14 protein-coding genes are annotated in these 16,737 nt (G+C 42.9%); 3 read left to right on the forward strand and 11 right to left on the reverse strand.

Annotation, left to right across the window (positions count from 1 at the left end):
* Nucleotides 1-24: 24 nt before the first annotated feature.
* Both ACYPWY_RS02840 and ACYPWY_RS02845 read right to left on the reverse strand, forming a co-directional pair.
* On the reverse strand, nucleotides 25-1,971 hold the full coding sequence (locus tag ACYPWY_RS02840) for a glycoside hydrolase family 97 protein (protein WP_459683920.1): 1,947 nt from the start codon (nucleotides 1,969-1,971) through the stop codon (nucleotides 25-27).
* Nucleotides 1,972-2,098: 127 nt separating this feature from the next.
* Nucleotides 2,099-2,299 (reverse strand): hypothetical protein, encoded by a 201-nt coding sequence (locus tag ACYPWY_RS02845; protein WP_459683921.1) that lies wholly within the window; start codon nucleotides 2,297-2,299, stop codon nucleotides 2,099-2,101.
* Between the two features lie 103 nt (nucleotides 2,300-2,402).
* Between ACYPWY_RS02845 and gpmA the strand changes: the two genes are divergently transcribed.
* Nucleotides 2,403-3,149, forward strand: a complete 747-nt coding sequence (gene gpmA / locus ACYPWY_RS02850) for a 2,3-diphosphoglycerate-dependent phosphoglycerate mutase (RefSeq protein WP_459683922.1) — start codon at nucleotides 2,403-2,405, stop codon at nucleotides 3,147-3,149.
* 63 nt (nucleotides 3,150-3,212) lie between these two features.
* Here the strand turns inward: gpmA and ACYPWY_RS02855 are convergent, their stop codons facing one another.
* The 5 genes from ACYPWY_RS02855 to ACYPWY_RS02875 form a co-directional block, all read right to left on the reverse strand.
* The gene (locus ACYPWY_RS02855; protein WP_459683923.1) at nucleotides 3,213-3,617 is read right to left on the reverse strand and encodes a hypothetical protein; all 405 of its coding nucleotides are present in this window, start codon (nucleotides 3,615-3,617) and stop codon (nucleotides 3,213-3,215) included.
* Entirely contained in the window at nucleotides 3,601-4,074 is a 474-nt protein-coding gene (locus ACYPWY_RS02860) for a hypothetical protein (protein WP_459683924.1), read from the reverse strand. Before ACYPWY_RS02860 ends, ACYPWY_RS02855 begins: the two co-directional genes overlap by 17 nt.
* A 116-nt stretch (nucleotides 4,075-4,190) precedes the next feature.
* Complete coding sequence (locus ACYPWY_RS02865; RefSeq protein WP_459683925.1) at nucleotides 4,191-4,733, reverse strand: hypothetical protein; 543 nt, start codon at nucleotides 4,731-4,733, stop codon at nucleotides 4,191-4,193.
* Between the two features lie 106 nt (nucleotides 4,734-4,839).
* Nucleotides 4,840-5,706: a GNAT family N-acetyltransferase gene (locus ACYPWY_RS02870; RefSeq protein WP_459683926.1), complete on the reverse strand. Its 867-nt coding sequence runs from the start codon at nucleotides 5,704-5,706 to the stop codon at nucleotides 4,840-4,842.
* A gap of 361 nt (nucleotides 5,707-6,067) precedes the next feature.
* On the reverse strand, nucleotides 6,068-6,982 hold the full coding sequence (locus tag ACYPWY_RS02875) for a family 43 glycosylhydrolase (RefSeq protein WP_459683961.1): 915 nt from the start codon (nucleotides 6,980-6,982) through the stop codon (nucleotides 6,068-6,070).
* 416 nt (nucleotides 6,983-7,398) lie between these two features.
* On the opposite strand from ACYPWY_RS02875, the gene ACYPWY_RS02880 reads away from it, so the two are divergent.
* Nucleotides 7,399-7,608 carry a hypothetical protein gene (locus tag ACYPWY_RS02880; protein ID WP_459683927.1) on the forward strand — a complete coding sequence of 70 codons (210 nt, stop codon included), beginning with the start codon at nucleotides 7,399-7,401 and terminating at the stop codon, nucleotides 7,606-7,608.
* Nucleotides 7,609-7,824: 216 nt separating this feature from the next.
* The gene (glyA, locus tag ACYPWY_RS02885; protein WP_459683928.1) at nucleotides 7,825-9,105 is read left to right on the forward strand and encodes a serine hydroxymethyltransferase; all 1,281 of its coding nucleotides are present in this window, start codon (nucleotides 7,825-7,827) and stop codon (nucleotides 9,103-9,105) included.
* Between the two features lie 561 nt (nucleotides 9,106-9,666).
* On the opposite strand, the gene ACYPWY_RS02890 is transcribed toward glyA, so the two are convergent.
* The 4 genes from ACYPWY_RS02890 to ACYPWY_RS02905 form a co-directional block, all read right to left on the reverse strand.
* Nucleotides 9,667-11,838, reverse strand: coding sequence for a PepSY-like domain-containing protein (locus ACYPWY_RS02890; RefSeq protein WP_459683929.1), 2,172 nt, complete (start codon nucleotides 11,836-11,838; stop codon nucleotides 9,667-9,669).
* 234 nt (nucleotides 11,839-12,072) lie between these two features.
* Nucleotides 12,073-12,729: a suppressor of fused domain protein gene (locus ACYPWY_RS02895; protein ID WP_459683930.1), complete on the reverse strand. Its 657-nt coding sequence runs from the start codon at nucleotides 12,727-12,729 to the stop codon at nucleotides 12,073-12,075.
* A 26-nt stretch (nucleotides 12,730-12,755) separates the two neighbouring features.
* The gene (locus tag ACYPWY_RS02900) at nucleotides 12,756-13,586 is read right to left on the reverse strand and encodes a hypothetical protein (protein ID WP_459683931.1); all 831 of its coding nucleotides are present in this window, start codon (nucleotides 13,584-13,586) and stop codon (nucleotides 12,756-12,758) included.
* A gap of 177 nt (nucleotides 13,587-13,763) precedes the next feature.
* The gene (locus ACYPWY_RS02905) at nucleotides 13,764-16,706 is read right to left on the reverse strand and encodes an outer membrane beta-barrel protein (RefSeq protein WP_459683932.1); all 2,943 of its coding nucleotides are present in this window, start codon (nucleotides 16,704-16,706) and stop codon (nucleotides 13,764-13,766) included.
* Nucleotides 16,707-16,737: the final 31 nt, after the last annotated feature.

Here is a 16,737-nt window from a genome sequence, read left to right on the forward strand (position 1 = left end):
GCTCGCTGTTTTTTAGTTTACTTCTTAGTCCGAAAAAAGTACAGCGCCGCCTTCAGCCGAAAGGTTTAATTCAATGCGATTATCCTTTCCTGTTCTACTCTTTTTCTCGCCAACTTTCCGGTCGTCCTTATCGAACAACAAGCTTATTTCTTTGTCCTTTAGCATTGGCAAGCTGATGTTTATTTTTCGCGGTTTTTTTTCTCCATTCACCGCTGCCACGTACCACTTATCTCCATTGCGCCGCGCTATGATGCAATATTTACCCGGGTAGCCGTCAATAAATACGGTTTCGTCCCACACCGTTGGAACTTTCCTGAGAAAGTCGAGTACAAATCCGGGCTGTTCGTCCAAGTTGTTGGGGGTAAGCCCAAAGTGCTGAACGGGCGAAAAGAAAAGCACGGCAGTCGCCAGTTCAAATGCCTCGGTGGTACGGCGGATGCTTCCCCTTTTTTGGTCGCGACTTAACCGGCTATTCAGAAATACGGGAGCAAAATCCATTGCCCCAACCGCATTGCGCGTAAAAGGATAAACGGTTGCCCAAAACGGGTATTTATCGGATGCCTGTTGGGTGAAAATAAGGTTTTCGGAAGCCAATACCGCCTCGGATGTTACATAGTTGGGGTACATGCGTTCCCATCCGCGGGGCAGCGTGCAACCATGAAACGTGATGGCCAATCCGTATTCGTTTGCATCGCTCAAAATATCCTCGTACAATTTTATCGTCTCCTGTTTGTCCCCGCCAAAGAAATCGACTTTCAAGCCTTTCACGCCGATGCTTTGCAGCCAGGCCATCTCGTTTTTGCGGGCAGGCGAGGTATCCATCTTGTCCTGTGGCGTTTGCGGGGCATCGTTCCAATTTCCGTTGGAGTTGTACCACAAGATAATCTCCACACCTTTCGCCCCGGCATACTTAACCAGTTCAACAATCTTATTCCGGCCAATCTCCGTATCCCAATTGGCATCAATAAGTACATATTCAAACCGGAGGGCGGTAGCCAAATCAATAAACTTAATTTGGTCGGCGTAGTTTATGCTGTTGTCCTGCCACACAATCCAACTCCAGGTTGCACGTCCGGGTTTATACGCTATGGATGGTTGATACAGCGGTTTCACCACATCAAAGGCTACGGTGGATTCGATGATGGGTTTCAGCGTTTCGCCCACAGTAATTGTTCGCCAGGGTGTTTGCAACGGCATGGCTACTGCGGCGTATGTTGCTCCTATTGAGTTATTTTCGCCTTGTTGCGGAAATTCGAGCTTGTAAAGACCCTCTTTGGTTCCTTCGCCCAATCGGCTACCGACATATCGGCTATCGACCCCTGTTTCCGAAACAAGCGCCCAGCCCCTTTCTCTTACCCTGAACAAGGCCGGGAAAGTATAGCCGACACCGTCTTTTGTTGGTGTTCCGATTGGCTCGTCGTTTGTATATTCTTCCTCGTAACTGGGCTTGGTTTGTTCCCAGCCCTTCATTGGCAAGGATTGCTGCGTGATGAAAGTAGTTGTAACGGAAGGAAATCGAAATCCGGTTTCCTCACCGAAGACAAGGCAGTTGGTCTTTTTCCCTTTTGCATGAAGGCGGTAAGAAAATGCCACATCGTTGTTGCTCAACCTGAAAACTATTTGGATGGTATCGTTCGCCGGATTCTCATACGTGCAGACCAGCTCTTCGGCCTTGTAGTTTACGCGACTGATTTTAGCTCTGTCCAAATCGTAAGCCTCTTCAATTGTCCGCGTGGTTTTAGAGAGGTATTTCAAATCAGAGGAAAAATCGCCAATGGATGTTTTTAAGCCCAAGGGCGAATTTTCCAACAACACTTTTTTGTTATATACTACCGAATAGCAGGGTTTTCCGTCCACAAGCCCTGTTTGTAGTTCAAGCAGCCCGTTGGGACTTTTTTGCGAGAGTTGACCTTGTCCGTAAGCCGTTGTTATTCCGATTAATAAGGACAATAAGAATAGTATTTTTTTCATTTTCGATGTTTTTTTTATAGGTATTTGCTTTGTTGTTACAAATATAGGAAAAAAATAAATGGTCGAAGCTTAATCGTTAATGCTTAATGCGCAAAACGGGAAAAACATAGGGCAAACATGAAAAATTTTATTGCTTATACCTTTCGATAAAGTTGCTGATATGAGCAGGAGATTCCTCCCTTTGGTCGGAATGACAGTCTCCTTTTTGGGAGAGGGGAGTAGGAAGTGGCGGCTTCGCCGCCGCTTCCTCATCCCTTAAACCACCAATAGTCGAGTCATTCCGACCAAAGGGAGGAATGACTCGACTATTGGTATATAAATTTTTCATGCGTTTGCTCTGGTTTTTCCCACAAAATGTTCCATAATTTCAGTCTTTGTTCTTAAATTTGCAATCTCAAATTAGAAATACAAATTAAACAATATAAGCAGATATGAAAAAAGTAGTATTAATCCGCCACGGAGAAAGTGTTTGGAATAAGGAAAACCGTTTTACAGGATGGACAAATGTCGATTTGTCGGAAAAAGGAGTTGAAGAGGCTGTCAAAGCAGGGAAACTGCTGAAAGCCGAAGGCTTCAACTTTGAAATCGCTTTTACCTCTTACCTGAAAAGAGCGGTAAAAACATTAAACAACGTCCTCGATCAAATGGATTTGGATTGGATTCCTGTGCAGAAATCGTGGAGATTGAACGAAAAACATTACGGTATGTTGCAAGGATTGAACAAAGCCGAAACCGCCGAAAAATACGGAGACGAACAAGTCCTTGTATGGAGGCGCAGCTACGATGTTCCACCGGCGCCACTTGAAAAGAATGACCCACGTTCCCCTTTTGTTGACCAACGTTACAACGGTGTGCCCAGCGCCTATCTTCCATTGACCGAGTCGTTGAAAGAAACCGTAGAACGTATTCTCCCTTACTGGCAAGATACTATTTACCCTGCGCTGAAAAACCACGACCAAATATTGGTGGCTGCACACGGAAACAGTTTGCGCGGTATCATAAAATACCTCAAAGGCATTTCAAACGAAGACATTATCGCCTTGAACCTGCCAACAGCCGTTCCGTATGTATTTGAATTTGACGACGATTTGAATTTGGTAAAAGATTACTTCCTGGGCGACCCCGAAGAAATCAAAAAACTAATGGACGCCGTAGCAAACCAAGGAAAAAAGAAATAAATACAGGCTATTTACAGAGAAAGAGCGACTTGAGAAGGTTGCTCTTTTTTTGTGGGTATAAAATTAATCGGTCTTTCGGCTTTGCGTGTATTCCTTTATCTTCAACAGATAAACTTTAGCTAAAGTGGCCTCTTCGCGGACGTAAGAGTAATTAAGGTATCTCGCATTCGTTGACATATCGTGAAGCCTCTCATATTCATACCTTATTTCGGGAAACATCTCCACAACCAGCCTTGATTGAAAACCGTGTCGCCCCTCTTGGTTCTGTTTTTTTCGGGTAAATAATGCTTCGAAAGTTGTGTATGTCAATCCGCCCTCGCTTAAAGGTAAAATTAAGTGCCTGACATAGTGTATTGCAGAGTAAAAAGCGGTAGTTACTACCCAATCGGAATAATCCGGTTTCTTCCCGATATAATTACATACGCTTTCATTGTGCCTGGCCTGTTCAATATTACTCAGGTTTGCCATAAATAGCTATAAAATTATCGGAATTGAGACTTTCGATATTTAAGCTTCCATTAAATGGCATAAAAGAAATATCGAAATTTGAATTTTGCCTTCTTACATCAAAAGACTTTTCATAAATCGGACGACATAATTCATCATTAAAATAAACAGCCTTGTCTATTGCTATAATAAAATCAAATCTATTAATATCGGCCAGACGGAGAAGCATTAATTTGCAATTTTCCTTCTCTAAGTTGATTGAATTAAAAAAACTTTCCATGATAGGTAAAGCGTTTTGCAGATTGGCTTTCAGCTCCTTCCTCATTTTCTTAAGGTATGCTGCCAAGCCATCGTTACAACCCTCTTCGTTGGCGTTGATGATGTCATCAACCGTATAAGATTGAGCATTAGGACTTGTTATGTTAGCCCAATTATTGCCCACTATTTGCTTATTGGATTGTGATATAGTTGTTCTCATATTCAAATTGTACTGCAAATATAGATAAAGAAAATCATAAAATATCAACAAATGCCGATGAATAAGTGTATGTAAAACCAAGAAAAAAAGAAGTAAATATTTCGAGTTTTCCGACATTAGTACTTTTTAAGTGTATAGCTGAGCGTTCCTGAAAGATTGGAGGGTATTGATGCAATTAACTCTTCCGCTCCCCCAATCTGCAAAACTTTCGTAAAATCCGCTTTTGTAAAATCCCATAATAAAATCAATGTTTTGTTGGAGACTTTGTAGGTCTGCGAAAGCGTTACATGATATATCTGGTCTTCGATATACAGCCGGTTATTACCAAAATAATATTTGTCGTTTTCCTCGCTTACAATATTTCCGGTACTCCTTTCGGTCGTTATACTTTTCACAAATTCATCGCCAAAAGACATTGTAAGTGTGCTCTTTTTTAGCATTGATTGATACTCCTTATTTACAAGCTTATCTATTCCCGTCTCCGAATAATTGGTTTTCATCGTTACACTTTGAACTTTCCAATTGCCTTTTACCATTTCTTTGGCAGTAGCATCATCGTTCGTTACAAAAAATTCTTCGTCATCATCGCCACCACATGAGATCAAGGCAATGCCTGCGAACATAAAACACAACAATAACAGGTAAGTTAAATTTTTCATAGTCAATAAATTCTGATTTATTCTCCAAAAATATACAATTACAACCCGATCTCCAAGTAGATTGAATAAAAAGCCGTCAAAGTCCCCCCACGGGGGATTTAGGAGGCTATTCCAACATCAAATTCATAACAGGATGATGCTCGTGGAAAAACTTCCGGCAGACGGGTGGTAAATCTTGCAAATGATAGCCAAAAACTAAGCGGGCGAGTAGTTGTATATCAACCGTCAAATCCACCGGCTGAATGGTTAGCTTTTCTGCCTTACCGTTTTCTACTGCATAAAATCCCTCATTTTCGGTTAAATAGTCGGTAATTCTCAGTGTAAACTTTGCTTTTTTATTTTCTTGCGCATAAAAATTCAGTACAGATTTTGCGTCAATAATACGCGCCATCCCGGCCAAATCGTATTTCGGCGAACAGGCAGATAGCTTGCAGTCGTCCATAATAACCTCGAAGTCTGCTCGGGTTTTTAACACACAAAAGTCCCGTTGCTGGTATTTCCTGTCGAATAGGTCGTAGGCTATTCCCGTCTCAGCCGGATAGTGCGACAAGAATGGCTGTAAATTAATCGGCTTGTTTCCATTGTCAAAAACCTTTTCGTAACCATATTTTGCATAAAAGCCGTACAACCACTCCTTGGCAGGGACAAGCAAGCTAATGGGAATCCGGCGTTCTTGCATCAGCTTATACGATGCCATAAGCAGGCTTTTCATATACCCCTTTCCCCTGTATCCGGGCAAAGTGCAGGCTCCCGATATGTAGGCCACCGGCACAATCGAACCGTAGAAGCGCATCTCGTAGGGCAATAGTTGCAGCGAAGATACAGCCACCCCCTCCTCGAAATAAATAAGCGTATTCTCATGCTTATATTTTCGACTAAAATAGATGTCCATAAATTCGTCCGAATCCCCAAAACAGGTTTTCCACATCTGCCGGACGAATGGAGTTGTTTGATTATTGGCTAATTGTATCATCGCATAACTATTTACAGCATCTAAATTACAAAAAAAACTGCCATCAACCAAAGAGGTTTACGAATACCTGAAAATCCAACAAAAAAATTGCGGCTATTGGCGGTTGAGAGTGGAGACTGCCTCATAAAGTTGATAATAGCACACTGATTACATGGAATCTTTTTCTATATATGTAGTTTTCAATACTTTACAAACAGCCAAGTAAATATATTCCGTTCACTCCTTGTAATCCGTGTGCTATTTTTATGAAAATGCAAACCCAATAACACCCCACATTTACGAAAATATCGAGGCAATGGGTAAGTTGTGTATAAAAAAGAGACGTGGCACGCCACATCTCTACTTGCAATATGCCTGTATCTTATTTCTTAATCAAGCCCGTTTGCACCACTTTTTGAATAGTACCGTCGGGATTGAAATAGAGTTTATCGAAGCAAATCGACCTCAGGTTACCGCGTCCCGAGAGAACGCTGTTGTGATAAAAAGCATACCACTGACCTTTGTACTCAACAATCGAACCATGACTGGTATCGCAACCCGTTGGGTCGAGGTAAACACCCTGATACGTCCAGGGGCCTTTGGGGCTGCTGCTTGTGGCGTAGTTCAGGCGGTTAGCGCCCTTATTTGTCTCCGCATTTCTGTTGTTGTCGGCATAACAAAGATAGTAAAGGCCGTTTCGTTTAAATGCCCAGGCTGCTTCATGAAAATCCTTAAGCCCTTCCATATCTTGTAGCGGTTCAGCCAGTTCGGTCATGTTGTCTTTCAGTTTGGCCGATTTACATCTGCCACCGCCACCGTAGTAGAAGTAGGCTTGTCCGTCTTCATCCACAAATACGCAGGGGTCAATCATGGCAAAGGCATCGGTTATTCCTTCAATGTAGCCCTGCACTTTGAAGTCGCTGGCCGGTTTGTCGCTTACGGCAATGCCCACTTTCCATGTATGATTCCAGTCTGTTCCACTTGGATGCGGGAAATAAAAGTAGTACTTGCCATTTTTGTAGGCACAATCGGGCGCCCACATAAAACCGCCTTCGGGTCTGCCCCAGGGCACATCTTTGGCTTCGAGTATTTGTCCGTGGTCAACCCAGTTTACCATGTCATCGGTCGAAAACACGTGGTATTTATCCATCAGGTCGCATCCGCGCGGAGGATCCACATCGTGAGAGGGATATACATACAACCGGCCATCCGCCCACACGTGCGCCGAAGGGTCAGCTGTATAAATATTCCGCACAAACGGATTTTCCTGAGCCAGAAATGTACTGCTGCAAAGCATTATCAAAGCAAAAAATAAAAGCTTTTTCGGGTTAAAAAAAGATGTTGTTTTCATTCTGTTGTTTATTAGGATTTCAATTATCAAGCATAAATGTAATGCCAATATTTTAATAATACAAAGCCTCGCCGTTCCGCAGGTTTGCCTCTTATTGTATAAAATACAAGTTGCGACATGTAGAAAGTCGGCTAAATAAACAAGCTGGCATCAATTCTTTTTGTTGTTTAGGTAGTATATAGAGGCGCTTTTGTTTTAACTTTTTTTCTAAAGCAGTTGGTGGTTTTTAGACATGGCGCGACCCTACTTTTGTGTACAGGGCTGTCTCGAACGTATTTTTGAACGCAAATTACGCAGATTACGCGAATTATCGCAATTTATTTATTATTGAAATTCAATTAGGTAAGAAAACAGGGCAAACCTTGAATTTTTTTTATATACTCGCTGTTACGAATGAGATTCCTCCCTTTGGTCGGAATGACTCGCCTGTTAGTAGTTTAAAGGATGAGGAAGCGGCGGCGAAGCCGCCGCTTCCTCATCTCCTCTCCCCAAAAGGAGACCGTCATTCCGACCAGAGGGAGGAATCTCCTGCTCATATCAACAACTTTACCGAAAGGCATAAGCAGCAGTAAAATCTTTCATGGTTTGCCCTGGGTAAGAAAAAGATATAGTGGCTTATTTGCGTAAATTTGTGTAATTCGCGTAATTCGCGTTCTTTTGAGACAGCCACGTACTTTGAACTTAAAACTTAAAACTTTTGCAGACAGAGTGAATGTTCATTAGATTATTCTTCTTAAATTTGCAAGCTAAATACTCAAATTCAACTAAAAATCACATAACAATTAATTATGAAAAGGGATACAGCTATTTTTGATATTATTGAGAGGGAGTATCAACGTCAGTTGAAGGGAATCGAACTTATCGCTTCCGAAAATTTCGTTAGCCCCCAAGTTATGGAAGCTATGGGTACATGTCTGACCAATAAATATGCCGAAGGCTATCCGGGAAAACGTTATTATGGCGGTTGCGAAATTGTAGATTTGAGCGAACAACTGGCCATCGACCGGTTGAAAGAACTGTTCGGCGCCGAATGGGTAAACGTTCAGCCTCACTCGGGAGCGCAAGCCAATGCTGCCGTATTTTTGGCCTGTTTGCAAGCAGGAGACAAGTTTCTCGGTTTGAACCTTTCGCATGGTGGACATCTTTCGCACGGGTCGCCCGTCAATTTTTCGGGTCTTATATTCCATGCCTTGGAATACAATGTGAAGGAAGAAACCGGACAGGTGGACTACGACCAGATGGAAAAAGTAGCATTGACCGAAAAGCCAAAACTGATAATCGCCGGCGCATCGGCCTATTCGCGCGAATGGGATTATGCCCGTATGCGCAAGATTGCCGACAAAACAGGTGCTATATTTATGGTGGACATGGCTCATCCTGCCGGACTTATCGCTGCCGGATTGTTGGATAACCCGCTCCGCCATGCACATATTGTAACTACTACAACACATAAAACACTTCGCGGACCGCGTGGCGGCGCCATCTTACTGGGCCAGGATTTCGAGAACCCATGGGGCAGGAAAACTCCGAAAGGCGAAATACGCATGATGTCGTCGTTGCTGGATTCGGCCGTATTCCCCGGAATACAGGGCGGCCCGCTCGAACATGTTATTGCCGCTAAAGCCATATCGTTTGCCGAAGCCCTCGATCCTTCGTACAAGGTTTATCAGGCACAGGTGAAGAAAAACGCCTCGTCCATGGCTAAAGCATTTATTGATAAAGGCTACAAAGTAATTTCGGGCGGAACAGACAATCACAGTATGCTGATTGACCTTCGCACCAAATTTCCCGAATTGACAGGTAAATTGGCCGAAAAAGCCTTGGTAGCAGCCGATATTACAACCAATAAAAACATGGTTCCATTCGATAGCCGCAGCCCTTTCCTCACATCGGGACTTCGTTTCGGTACACCGGCCATCACCACACGCGGCGCCAAAGAAGACACCATGGGCGTTATAGTAGAACTGATAGACACCGTTCTTTCCAATCCCGAAGACGGAAAAACAATCGAAATTGTTCGCGAAAAAGTGAATAGTATAATGAAAGATTACCCCTTGTTTGCGTGGTAAGAGGTTTCAAGAAAAAATGATTTGTAAGAGGCTGTCTCGAACGTATTTTTGAACGCAAATTACACAGATTACGCGAATTATCGCAATTTATTTATTGTTGAAATTCAATTAGATAAGAAAATGTATAGTAGCTTATTTGCGTAATCCGTGTAATTTGCGTTCTTATTTTTAGTTGGCATTCGTTGCTGGCGCAGGCTTGCAGCTTGTGTCCAACAACGATTTGGCATACAGGGCACAGACAACATGTCCGAGCCAGCCGGAGTCATTGCACGTTTACTTGGGTGCTCCCGTGTCAAGCACGGGATGACAGGCTTTTGACACAGCCTCATTATCAAGGGCAGACACACAGGTCTGCCCCTACAGAAAAAATCATGGAAATCAAGAAAATCTTAATAAAATCGTGGTTCAGACAAATGGTTGGCAAGCCCGCAAAGAAAAGATGATAGGGGCGTTGCATGCAACACCCTTTACATCAAACCATCCATTGTCAACAAAAAAAACGCTGAATCTTGAATGATTCAGCGTTTTTTATCATGCGCTTATGCAAGCCATTTATATTCTTTAAGGCGCCAACAAATCGAAATTAACGTTGCTTGTTGCTACACCTTCTTTAAAGAAGCGTATTTCGTAGTAGTTATCGTTCACCTTGTTCAGGTACAGCAACTCTCCGTCATCCCATCCTGCGGCTGCTATTTTAGCAAGCAATGCGGCCGGCAAAGTTGGCTTAATGGTTGGAGAAAGAGGTGTTGTAGCATTCTTAGGATTGATTGTCCTCCAGTCGCCGGTATTTTTATAGAATCTTATTGATGAACCATCGCTGTAGCTGAGTGTAACAAATTCGTCAACAGCTCTTATCGGATCTACTGCTTCTACACCTTCCGACTCGGGTATTCCGGGGACTATGGTTACCATCAATGTTTCGTTAGCAACAGATCTTATCGTTCCCAAAACAGGTACCGGGTAATGATCGGCTACAAAGTCCTTGGAAACAGGAGGAAGCAGACTTGTCAATGTTACAGGTAACCAGGTAAGACCTGTTTGAGCCCCTGTAGTTTGTACGGTTCCGCCTACCGTTCTCCAAGTGTTACCGGTGTTTGTTCCTGTATAGTTGAAGCGTACATTATTTCCATCCTGGAAAGTAATGTAAAGTGTTGGATAGAACGTTGCCTGGTCATTTAATACTACTGCTGAATTTTCCTTGCGAATAGCGGTTATCACCGGTTTAGGAGTGATAAACATGGGGAAATGATCATCCAAGAATCCTTGAACATCGGTTGGAAGAGTCGCTGTGAGAGTTGCAGGCAAATTATTATTTCCGCTCATTGATCTCCAACTGCCATCCGATTGATTAAATACTACACTATTACTGTTAGAGTAAGCAACTCCGATAACCGGTATAATATCAATAGTATCTCTGTTATATATTATGTACTGGTTTAGCTTGGCAACAGATGTTACTGTTATATTAGGCGCAGCAAAATAGGTAGTCAGGAAACTACTGATATTGGTTGGAAGAATGTCTATTACCGATTGTGAGAAAACACCATTCAATGACTTCCAAACATCGTCTTTGTCAAATACCAATCTATCGCCGTTTCCAAATTCTACTCTGGTAATATTTTCATCTGTCAGAGGATCTTTTTCCTTAGCCACCAAGTTCAATTCGGTATCAAGCTGGTGCGAAGCCAGGAAGCTTTTAATGTTATCCGATAAAACTACCGAAAGAGACAGCGGTAAAAATTGTGAGCCGTCTTTTCCGGCCAGGCTCAACCAATTTCCGTTCTTATCGAAACGGAGCGCATATTTATACGAATAATCTATATGAATAACATCTTCTATGGTTTCTCTGGAAATTCTGGTCAAATCGGCCAAATTACCGGTAATAGGATCGGGTGCAATCTCGGCAAAATGGGTAGTCAAAATTTGTGCTGCTTGTGCCGGGAGAATAGCTACAATTGGTTTTGGTAAAAACAGGCTATCGTCCTGGCTATCAACTAGCAACCAGTTGCCATTGGAGTCGAATCGAAGCTGGAATCCATTTTCGTATTGTGCAACATATTCTGTTTGATCGTCGCTGCCAATAGTTTCAAATACGCCCAAGTCTCCGGTATTGGTATCGGCAAAGTAAGTATTCAATATTTGAGATGCGCCTCCGGGCAGATTCGCTGTCGGCTTGCTAACGCCTAAGTACTGGCCGTTAGTAGAGAAAGCCAAATCAGTATTAGGTTCCAATGTGATTATTTCGCCATAAAATTTCCTGTCGTACTTTAAAGCGGCCTTACCTGCATGGTAATTTTCGAGGTAGGTGAGTGTAGGAACCTTATGTTGCAACAGGATAGAGTTCGGAAGGGTTTTACCATTTCCGTCTATCACCTGCCAGTTTCCGGTTTTATCAAAATCAACTTGTACGCCTCCAGCTAATTCAACTTTGAAGAAAGAAGGTTTTACAGGGGGTTGTACATATTTCGCTTCTTCTGGATCATATTCGACTAATTCGATTACTTCTTCCCAACCGCCATTAGTATTAACCAGAGTTATCTCCTCCCTGAAGAATCTCGCTTTCCTGTAAGCGTCCAAGCCAAAATGCTGTTTTACAAAATTCTGAGCTTTCGCTGGCAAATTGCTGAAGTATGCATCGGTAGGCCCCTTAATGCCATTGTCATCGTCTTCACATGAGCTCAGCAAGACGCATGCTAAGGTTAATAACAAACTAAGTTTCAATAATTTTTTCATGTTTTTTTTACGTTTTAAATTTATTAATATGGTTTATTAGCAATTATACGATTGTTTTCCAGAGAGTTACATGTATTTTCCCCTCTAAAATAAATTCCGGCTGCCAACGACAACTTTCCTTTGGAGCCAAAGGTAATGATAATTCTATTATTTAGCAATACTTTAAGGGTAGTTTAATAAATTAAAATCTACAAATAGTTCTAATAGAACATTTTTTAACTAAATGCCGGTGCATTATTTCCTCAATAAATCGGTTATCAGCAAGGGATTGGCTACCCGCATTTCGTCCACCAGCTTTTTAACTTCATCAGTCGTAGGATTGGCTTTCAAGCGGTCGAGTTCTTTTGAGGTAATGCCTGCCATCTGCAAAAACGACAGTTCGCCATGGGGCGTATCAATCTTTCCTAATTCGGGGTCGAGGACAAAAACCAGCCCTACAATGTCGATAACGGCCTTTGTTTCGGTTCGTATCGGCCCGTTGGCAGGCACAAAGTGGTATTCCTCGAACCAGCGTTCGCTCTGGTAAACATAGCGCGCCAGGTTGTTCATCACCTCAATCACCCACAAGGGGTCTTCCTTGTCTTCGGCAAAAGGTTTCAGGCGAAAGGTAAATTCAAATCCCCATTTGCTAAACCCGCCACCTGCGGCATCCTCATTATAATACAGTTCCGACATGCCATACGATACAAAATGCCGGTGAAACTCCTGCTTCTCCGAATCATAAATACTCGTGCCGTCGATGGGGTCGTTTCCACCCAAAAAGTAATGCAAAGGCGGTGCATAATGACGTGGAGCCGTATTTGGATAAATTTCCGCTATTTTTTCGTCAATGGCCAACCAGCCGACAGCCTCTTCTTCATCAAATTTTTCTTTGTACTCTTTTTTTGTCATGTTTTTATAATTAGCAAATCAGCACATTAATTATGATATTCAATCAACCCTTCCATGGACGATTTTATTATTTTACAAATGGGGATGCCAAAAGTTGAGGCTACACTGCCTAGCAAATCGCGGTAATGATATGCTACCGAGCCAACAAAGCCCACAGGGAGCCGCTCGTAATCGTATTGCAGAATAGACCGTCTGAAAAAGCTCTCGAAATTCGATACGACAAGCTTGTTGACATATTCGTCATCGACATGCTTTGCCAGGAAAGTCGAAAAAGTGGCGAGGTAACGATTCGGATAAGCTTGCCTGTATATCTTGTCCAAAACATCCGTGTAAGAGATTTTGTATTTGTCAAAAAATTCCTGAGTCAGGGATTCGGGCGCCAATCCTTTCAGGCAATCGGCCAGGAATAGTTTACCCAATACGGCGCCTCCGCCCTCGTCGCCCAGAATGAAACCCAGCGGCGGCACATTTTTCACAACAGACTTTCCATCGTAGTGGCACGAGTTGGAACCTGTACCCAATATGCAAACCAGGCCCTCTTCGTGCCGGAACAGCGCCCTGGCAGCGGCATGTAAATCGCTCTCTACCGACATTTCCTTTGCCGGTATTATCCCCATAATCGTTCTTATGGTCTTCTTTTGAGCCTCAGCTACACATCCGGCTCCATAATAATGCATTTGGTCGAACCGCACGGAGCGAACACTTTCGGGCAGTTGATTGATTAGCATCCGGCGAATGGCATCCGGCGAATACATAAAAGGATTAATACCATCGGTAAATACAGACATTATAAGTTGTTGGCCTTCGATGATAGCCCACTCCGTTTTGGTCGATCCGCTTTCTACAATCAGTTTCATTGTCGTATTATTATTGCATAAAAAAACACCTCCCTGCAAAAATACATTTTGCAAGGGAATATAAAAAATATTCGGACATTAATTAATGTGCTGATGTGCTAATGTGCTGATGAGAATAGTGAGTATAATGAATTTATTTCCGCTTCGCGCCAATTGGCACATTAGCACATTAGCACATCAATTACCCCGTCTTCCTCCACCCGACCGGTTTCCTCCCATCGGGCGGTCGCCGCTTCTTTCGTAGTCGCCTGTACCGCCTGTATCGCCGGTATTTTCAAAACTGTCGCCGGTATTGCCCCTGTTTTGCCCCCGGGTTCTACGTCCGCCAACATTATTGAAGCGGTAGGCAAACGAAATGATGGCATAACTCGATAAGGCCGTAAATTTGCTGTCGGTAATGGATTTTTCGTCTTGTGTTCGCCGGATGTTTAAACGTTGTTGCAGAATATCTGTTATCTGGAAGCGCAGTGAACCCCTGTTTTGCTTCAAAAACTGTTTGCTCAATTCGGCATTCCACAACAATTCGCTTTTGTTATAACCGTCCGACAAGCCACGGTTGGCCGTATAAGCAATATCGGATGCGATGCTAAAGCTTAGAGGCAGAGTTAGCTGGGTATAGTAAGTAAGGCCATAATTGTACGATTTCCGGTCTTGGACGGTGGCCAACGAATAGCTTGTATTGGCATACCTGACGCTTGCGCTTAACTGTCCGTAATACCAGTCGTTGCTATAACTAATCTTCACAATTTCGCTCAAATCCAATGTCTTGGAAACATTCCTCACGCTCGATTGTTCCTTACTCAGGTTTGAATAGCCGATCTCATTGTTGTACCTCGCCCTGGAAGAGGACGACAATTTGAACTTTTTCTTGTCATCCAAGGGAATGGATGCCAGTACGCTGGCGGCGGAATTCCACGATCCGTTCTCATTAATCGGGCTTGTATATTGAATATCCGTTATCGTATCGGTAGAAGTATAATTGATAATCTGATTTTGGACAAACGTGTAGGAAAGCGTTGCGGTTAGCGAACGTTGCGTCTCTCTGTTATTCGTATTAAATTCCAACGAAAAACTATTGTTGAACGATGGCAGCAAGTCGGGATTTCCACTTCTGATACGCAATGGATTTGTGCTGGTTTGAGAAGGGTCGAGCTGTGTTATGGATGGTTGCCTCATTTGCCCGTTATACCTTAGCCTCAGATTCTTTCGGATAAAACGATTGGCTCCACCGAAGCGGTAGGTGAAGTCGAAAAACGGGGCATAGTTTATAGAAAACCGTCCGTCAGGGTCGCTAACAATAGAATCCTGCCCTGCTCCAAACCAATCTTCGATAAAGTTTTTGCTATCGTTATATACAGGCGAGATACTCAGCCCGACATTGTAGGCATATTTTGTTTTGTTTGAATTGAAATTTGCCCGTATATTTTGCGTTACAGAACGTGTATCGGAACTTTTACTGTAATTGGCGCTCAGTATTGAGTATTCCTCTTCTGCTTCGTCATAATCCAATGTTGTTTTTCTATTTTTCGTATTATTGTTTTGTATGTTGTACGAAAAATTCAGGAAGTTTCCTTTGCCCAAGGGTTCCACATAAGTTAGCCGCAAATTATAATTGTCTCTGTTTGCTGTTGTATGAAAGCGTTGATCCCGAATTTGATCTTTCGTGTGATCGTTGTAAAAAATATTTTCCGCATTAGTAGAACCGTTCCCCGAATTGTTGTCAATACTGAACCATCCGCTAAAACTTACTCTACGTCCTGCCGCCGACAATTTGTGCGAAACATCAAATTGCATCCTGAGCTGTAGCCCATCCGATTTTTCATCGCCAACCGAGTTACTGCTGTTTATAAGCGACAAGTCAGCATCGTCCCTCACAGTCGTTTGGTTCGATTGCAGCTTCGAAAGAGAAGAATTATACGAAAATGAGGGCGTAAAAATCATTGTTGTTGCCGAATCGAGACGATATTCCAAGCGTCCGTTGAATACCACATTGTTGCTGTAATCGCGGTTGTAGGATGATGAATTATTAACGTTTTTCGCCTGAAAATTTTGCCTTACACTGGTATTATTCACATAGTTATCTCTATAATTGTACGAAATGCTTGCTCCATATTTCAGCTTGTCGTTTATAATTTTATTGGTATTCACTCCAAAGGCATTGGAGCTTGTTATTCCATTACCGCCTGCACCGCCGCCCCTTCCTGCGCGAACAGCATTACCGCCATCGGTTGATGCCTGTTGATTGATGTTATTGGCATTGGTAACGAACGCAAGCTGGTCGTCTTCCGTAAACCGATAGACATTGCCGCTCGCCGTGTAACGGGCGCTTTCGTTGGTAACATTATCAATCAATCCGCCTGCGCCGCCGGTAATATTGCCCATCCAGCCTTTCTTCATTCCTTTTTTTATGGTGATGTTGATAATGGTTTCGGGGTCGTCATCTTCTACTCCGGTCAGGATGGCCAAATCCGATTTTTTCTCCACTACCTGCACTTTGTCCACCATGTTGGCGGTAAGATTCCGGGTAGCCATTTTGGGGTCGTTTCCAAAAAATTCTTTTCCATCCACAAACACCCGCCTGATGTCTTTGCCTGTTGAGGTCGTAATTTTTCCATCCGTATCCACATCCACTCCGGGCAATCGTTTCAGTAAATCCTCAACAACAGCGCTTTCGGTCAACCTGAAAGCAGCGGCATTGTATTCGATGGTATCTTCTTTCACCACCATTTCGGCCAGCTCGGCAGTTACCACTACCGATGAAAGTTCGATATTGGATGTAGGCAAGTTTATTTTACCCAACTTTATTCTGGGGGACGAAAACCGTTTTTCGGAAATAGGGATAGATACCGTTTTATACCCCAAAAAAGAAATAGTCAGGTAATAAGTTGCGGGATTTACATTGTTAATTGTAAACCGTCCGTTTGCATCAGACCCTGTTCCTTTCACAAACGAACTGTCTTTTTGGCTGTAAAGGGCAATGGTCGCCATCTCAACTTTTTCGGACAACAACGAGTCAACCACCTCGCCTTCAATGGTATATCTTGGAACGGCCGCTTGTTGCGAAAAGGCGCATAACGAGATAAAGAATAAAAGTACAAACGAGGTATATTTGTATTTCATGGCACAAAATCAATCAATTAAAAAACTTTAA

This window comes from Viscerimonas tarda, from assembly GCF_054601255.1.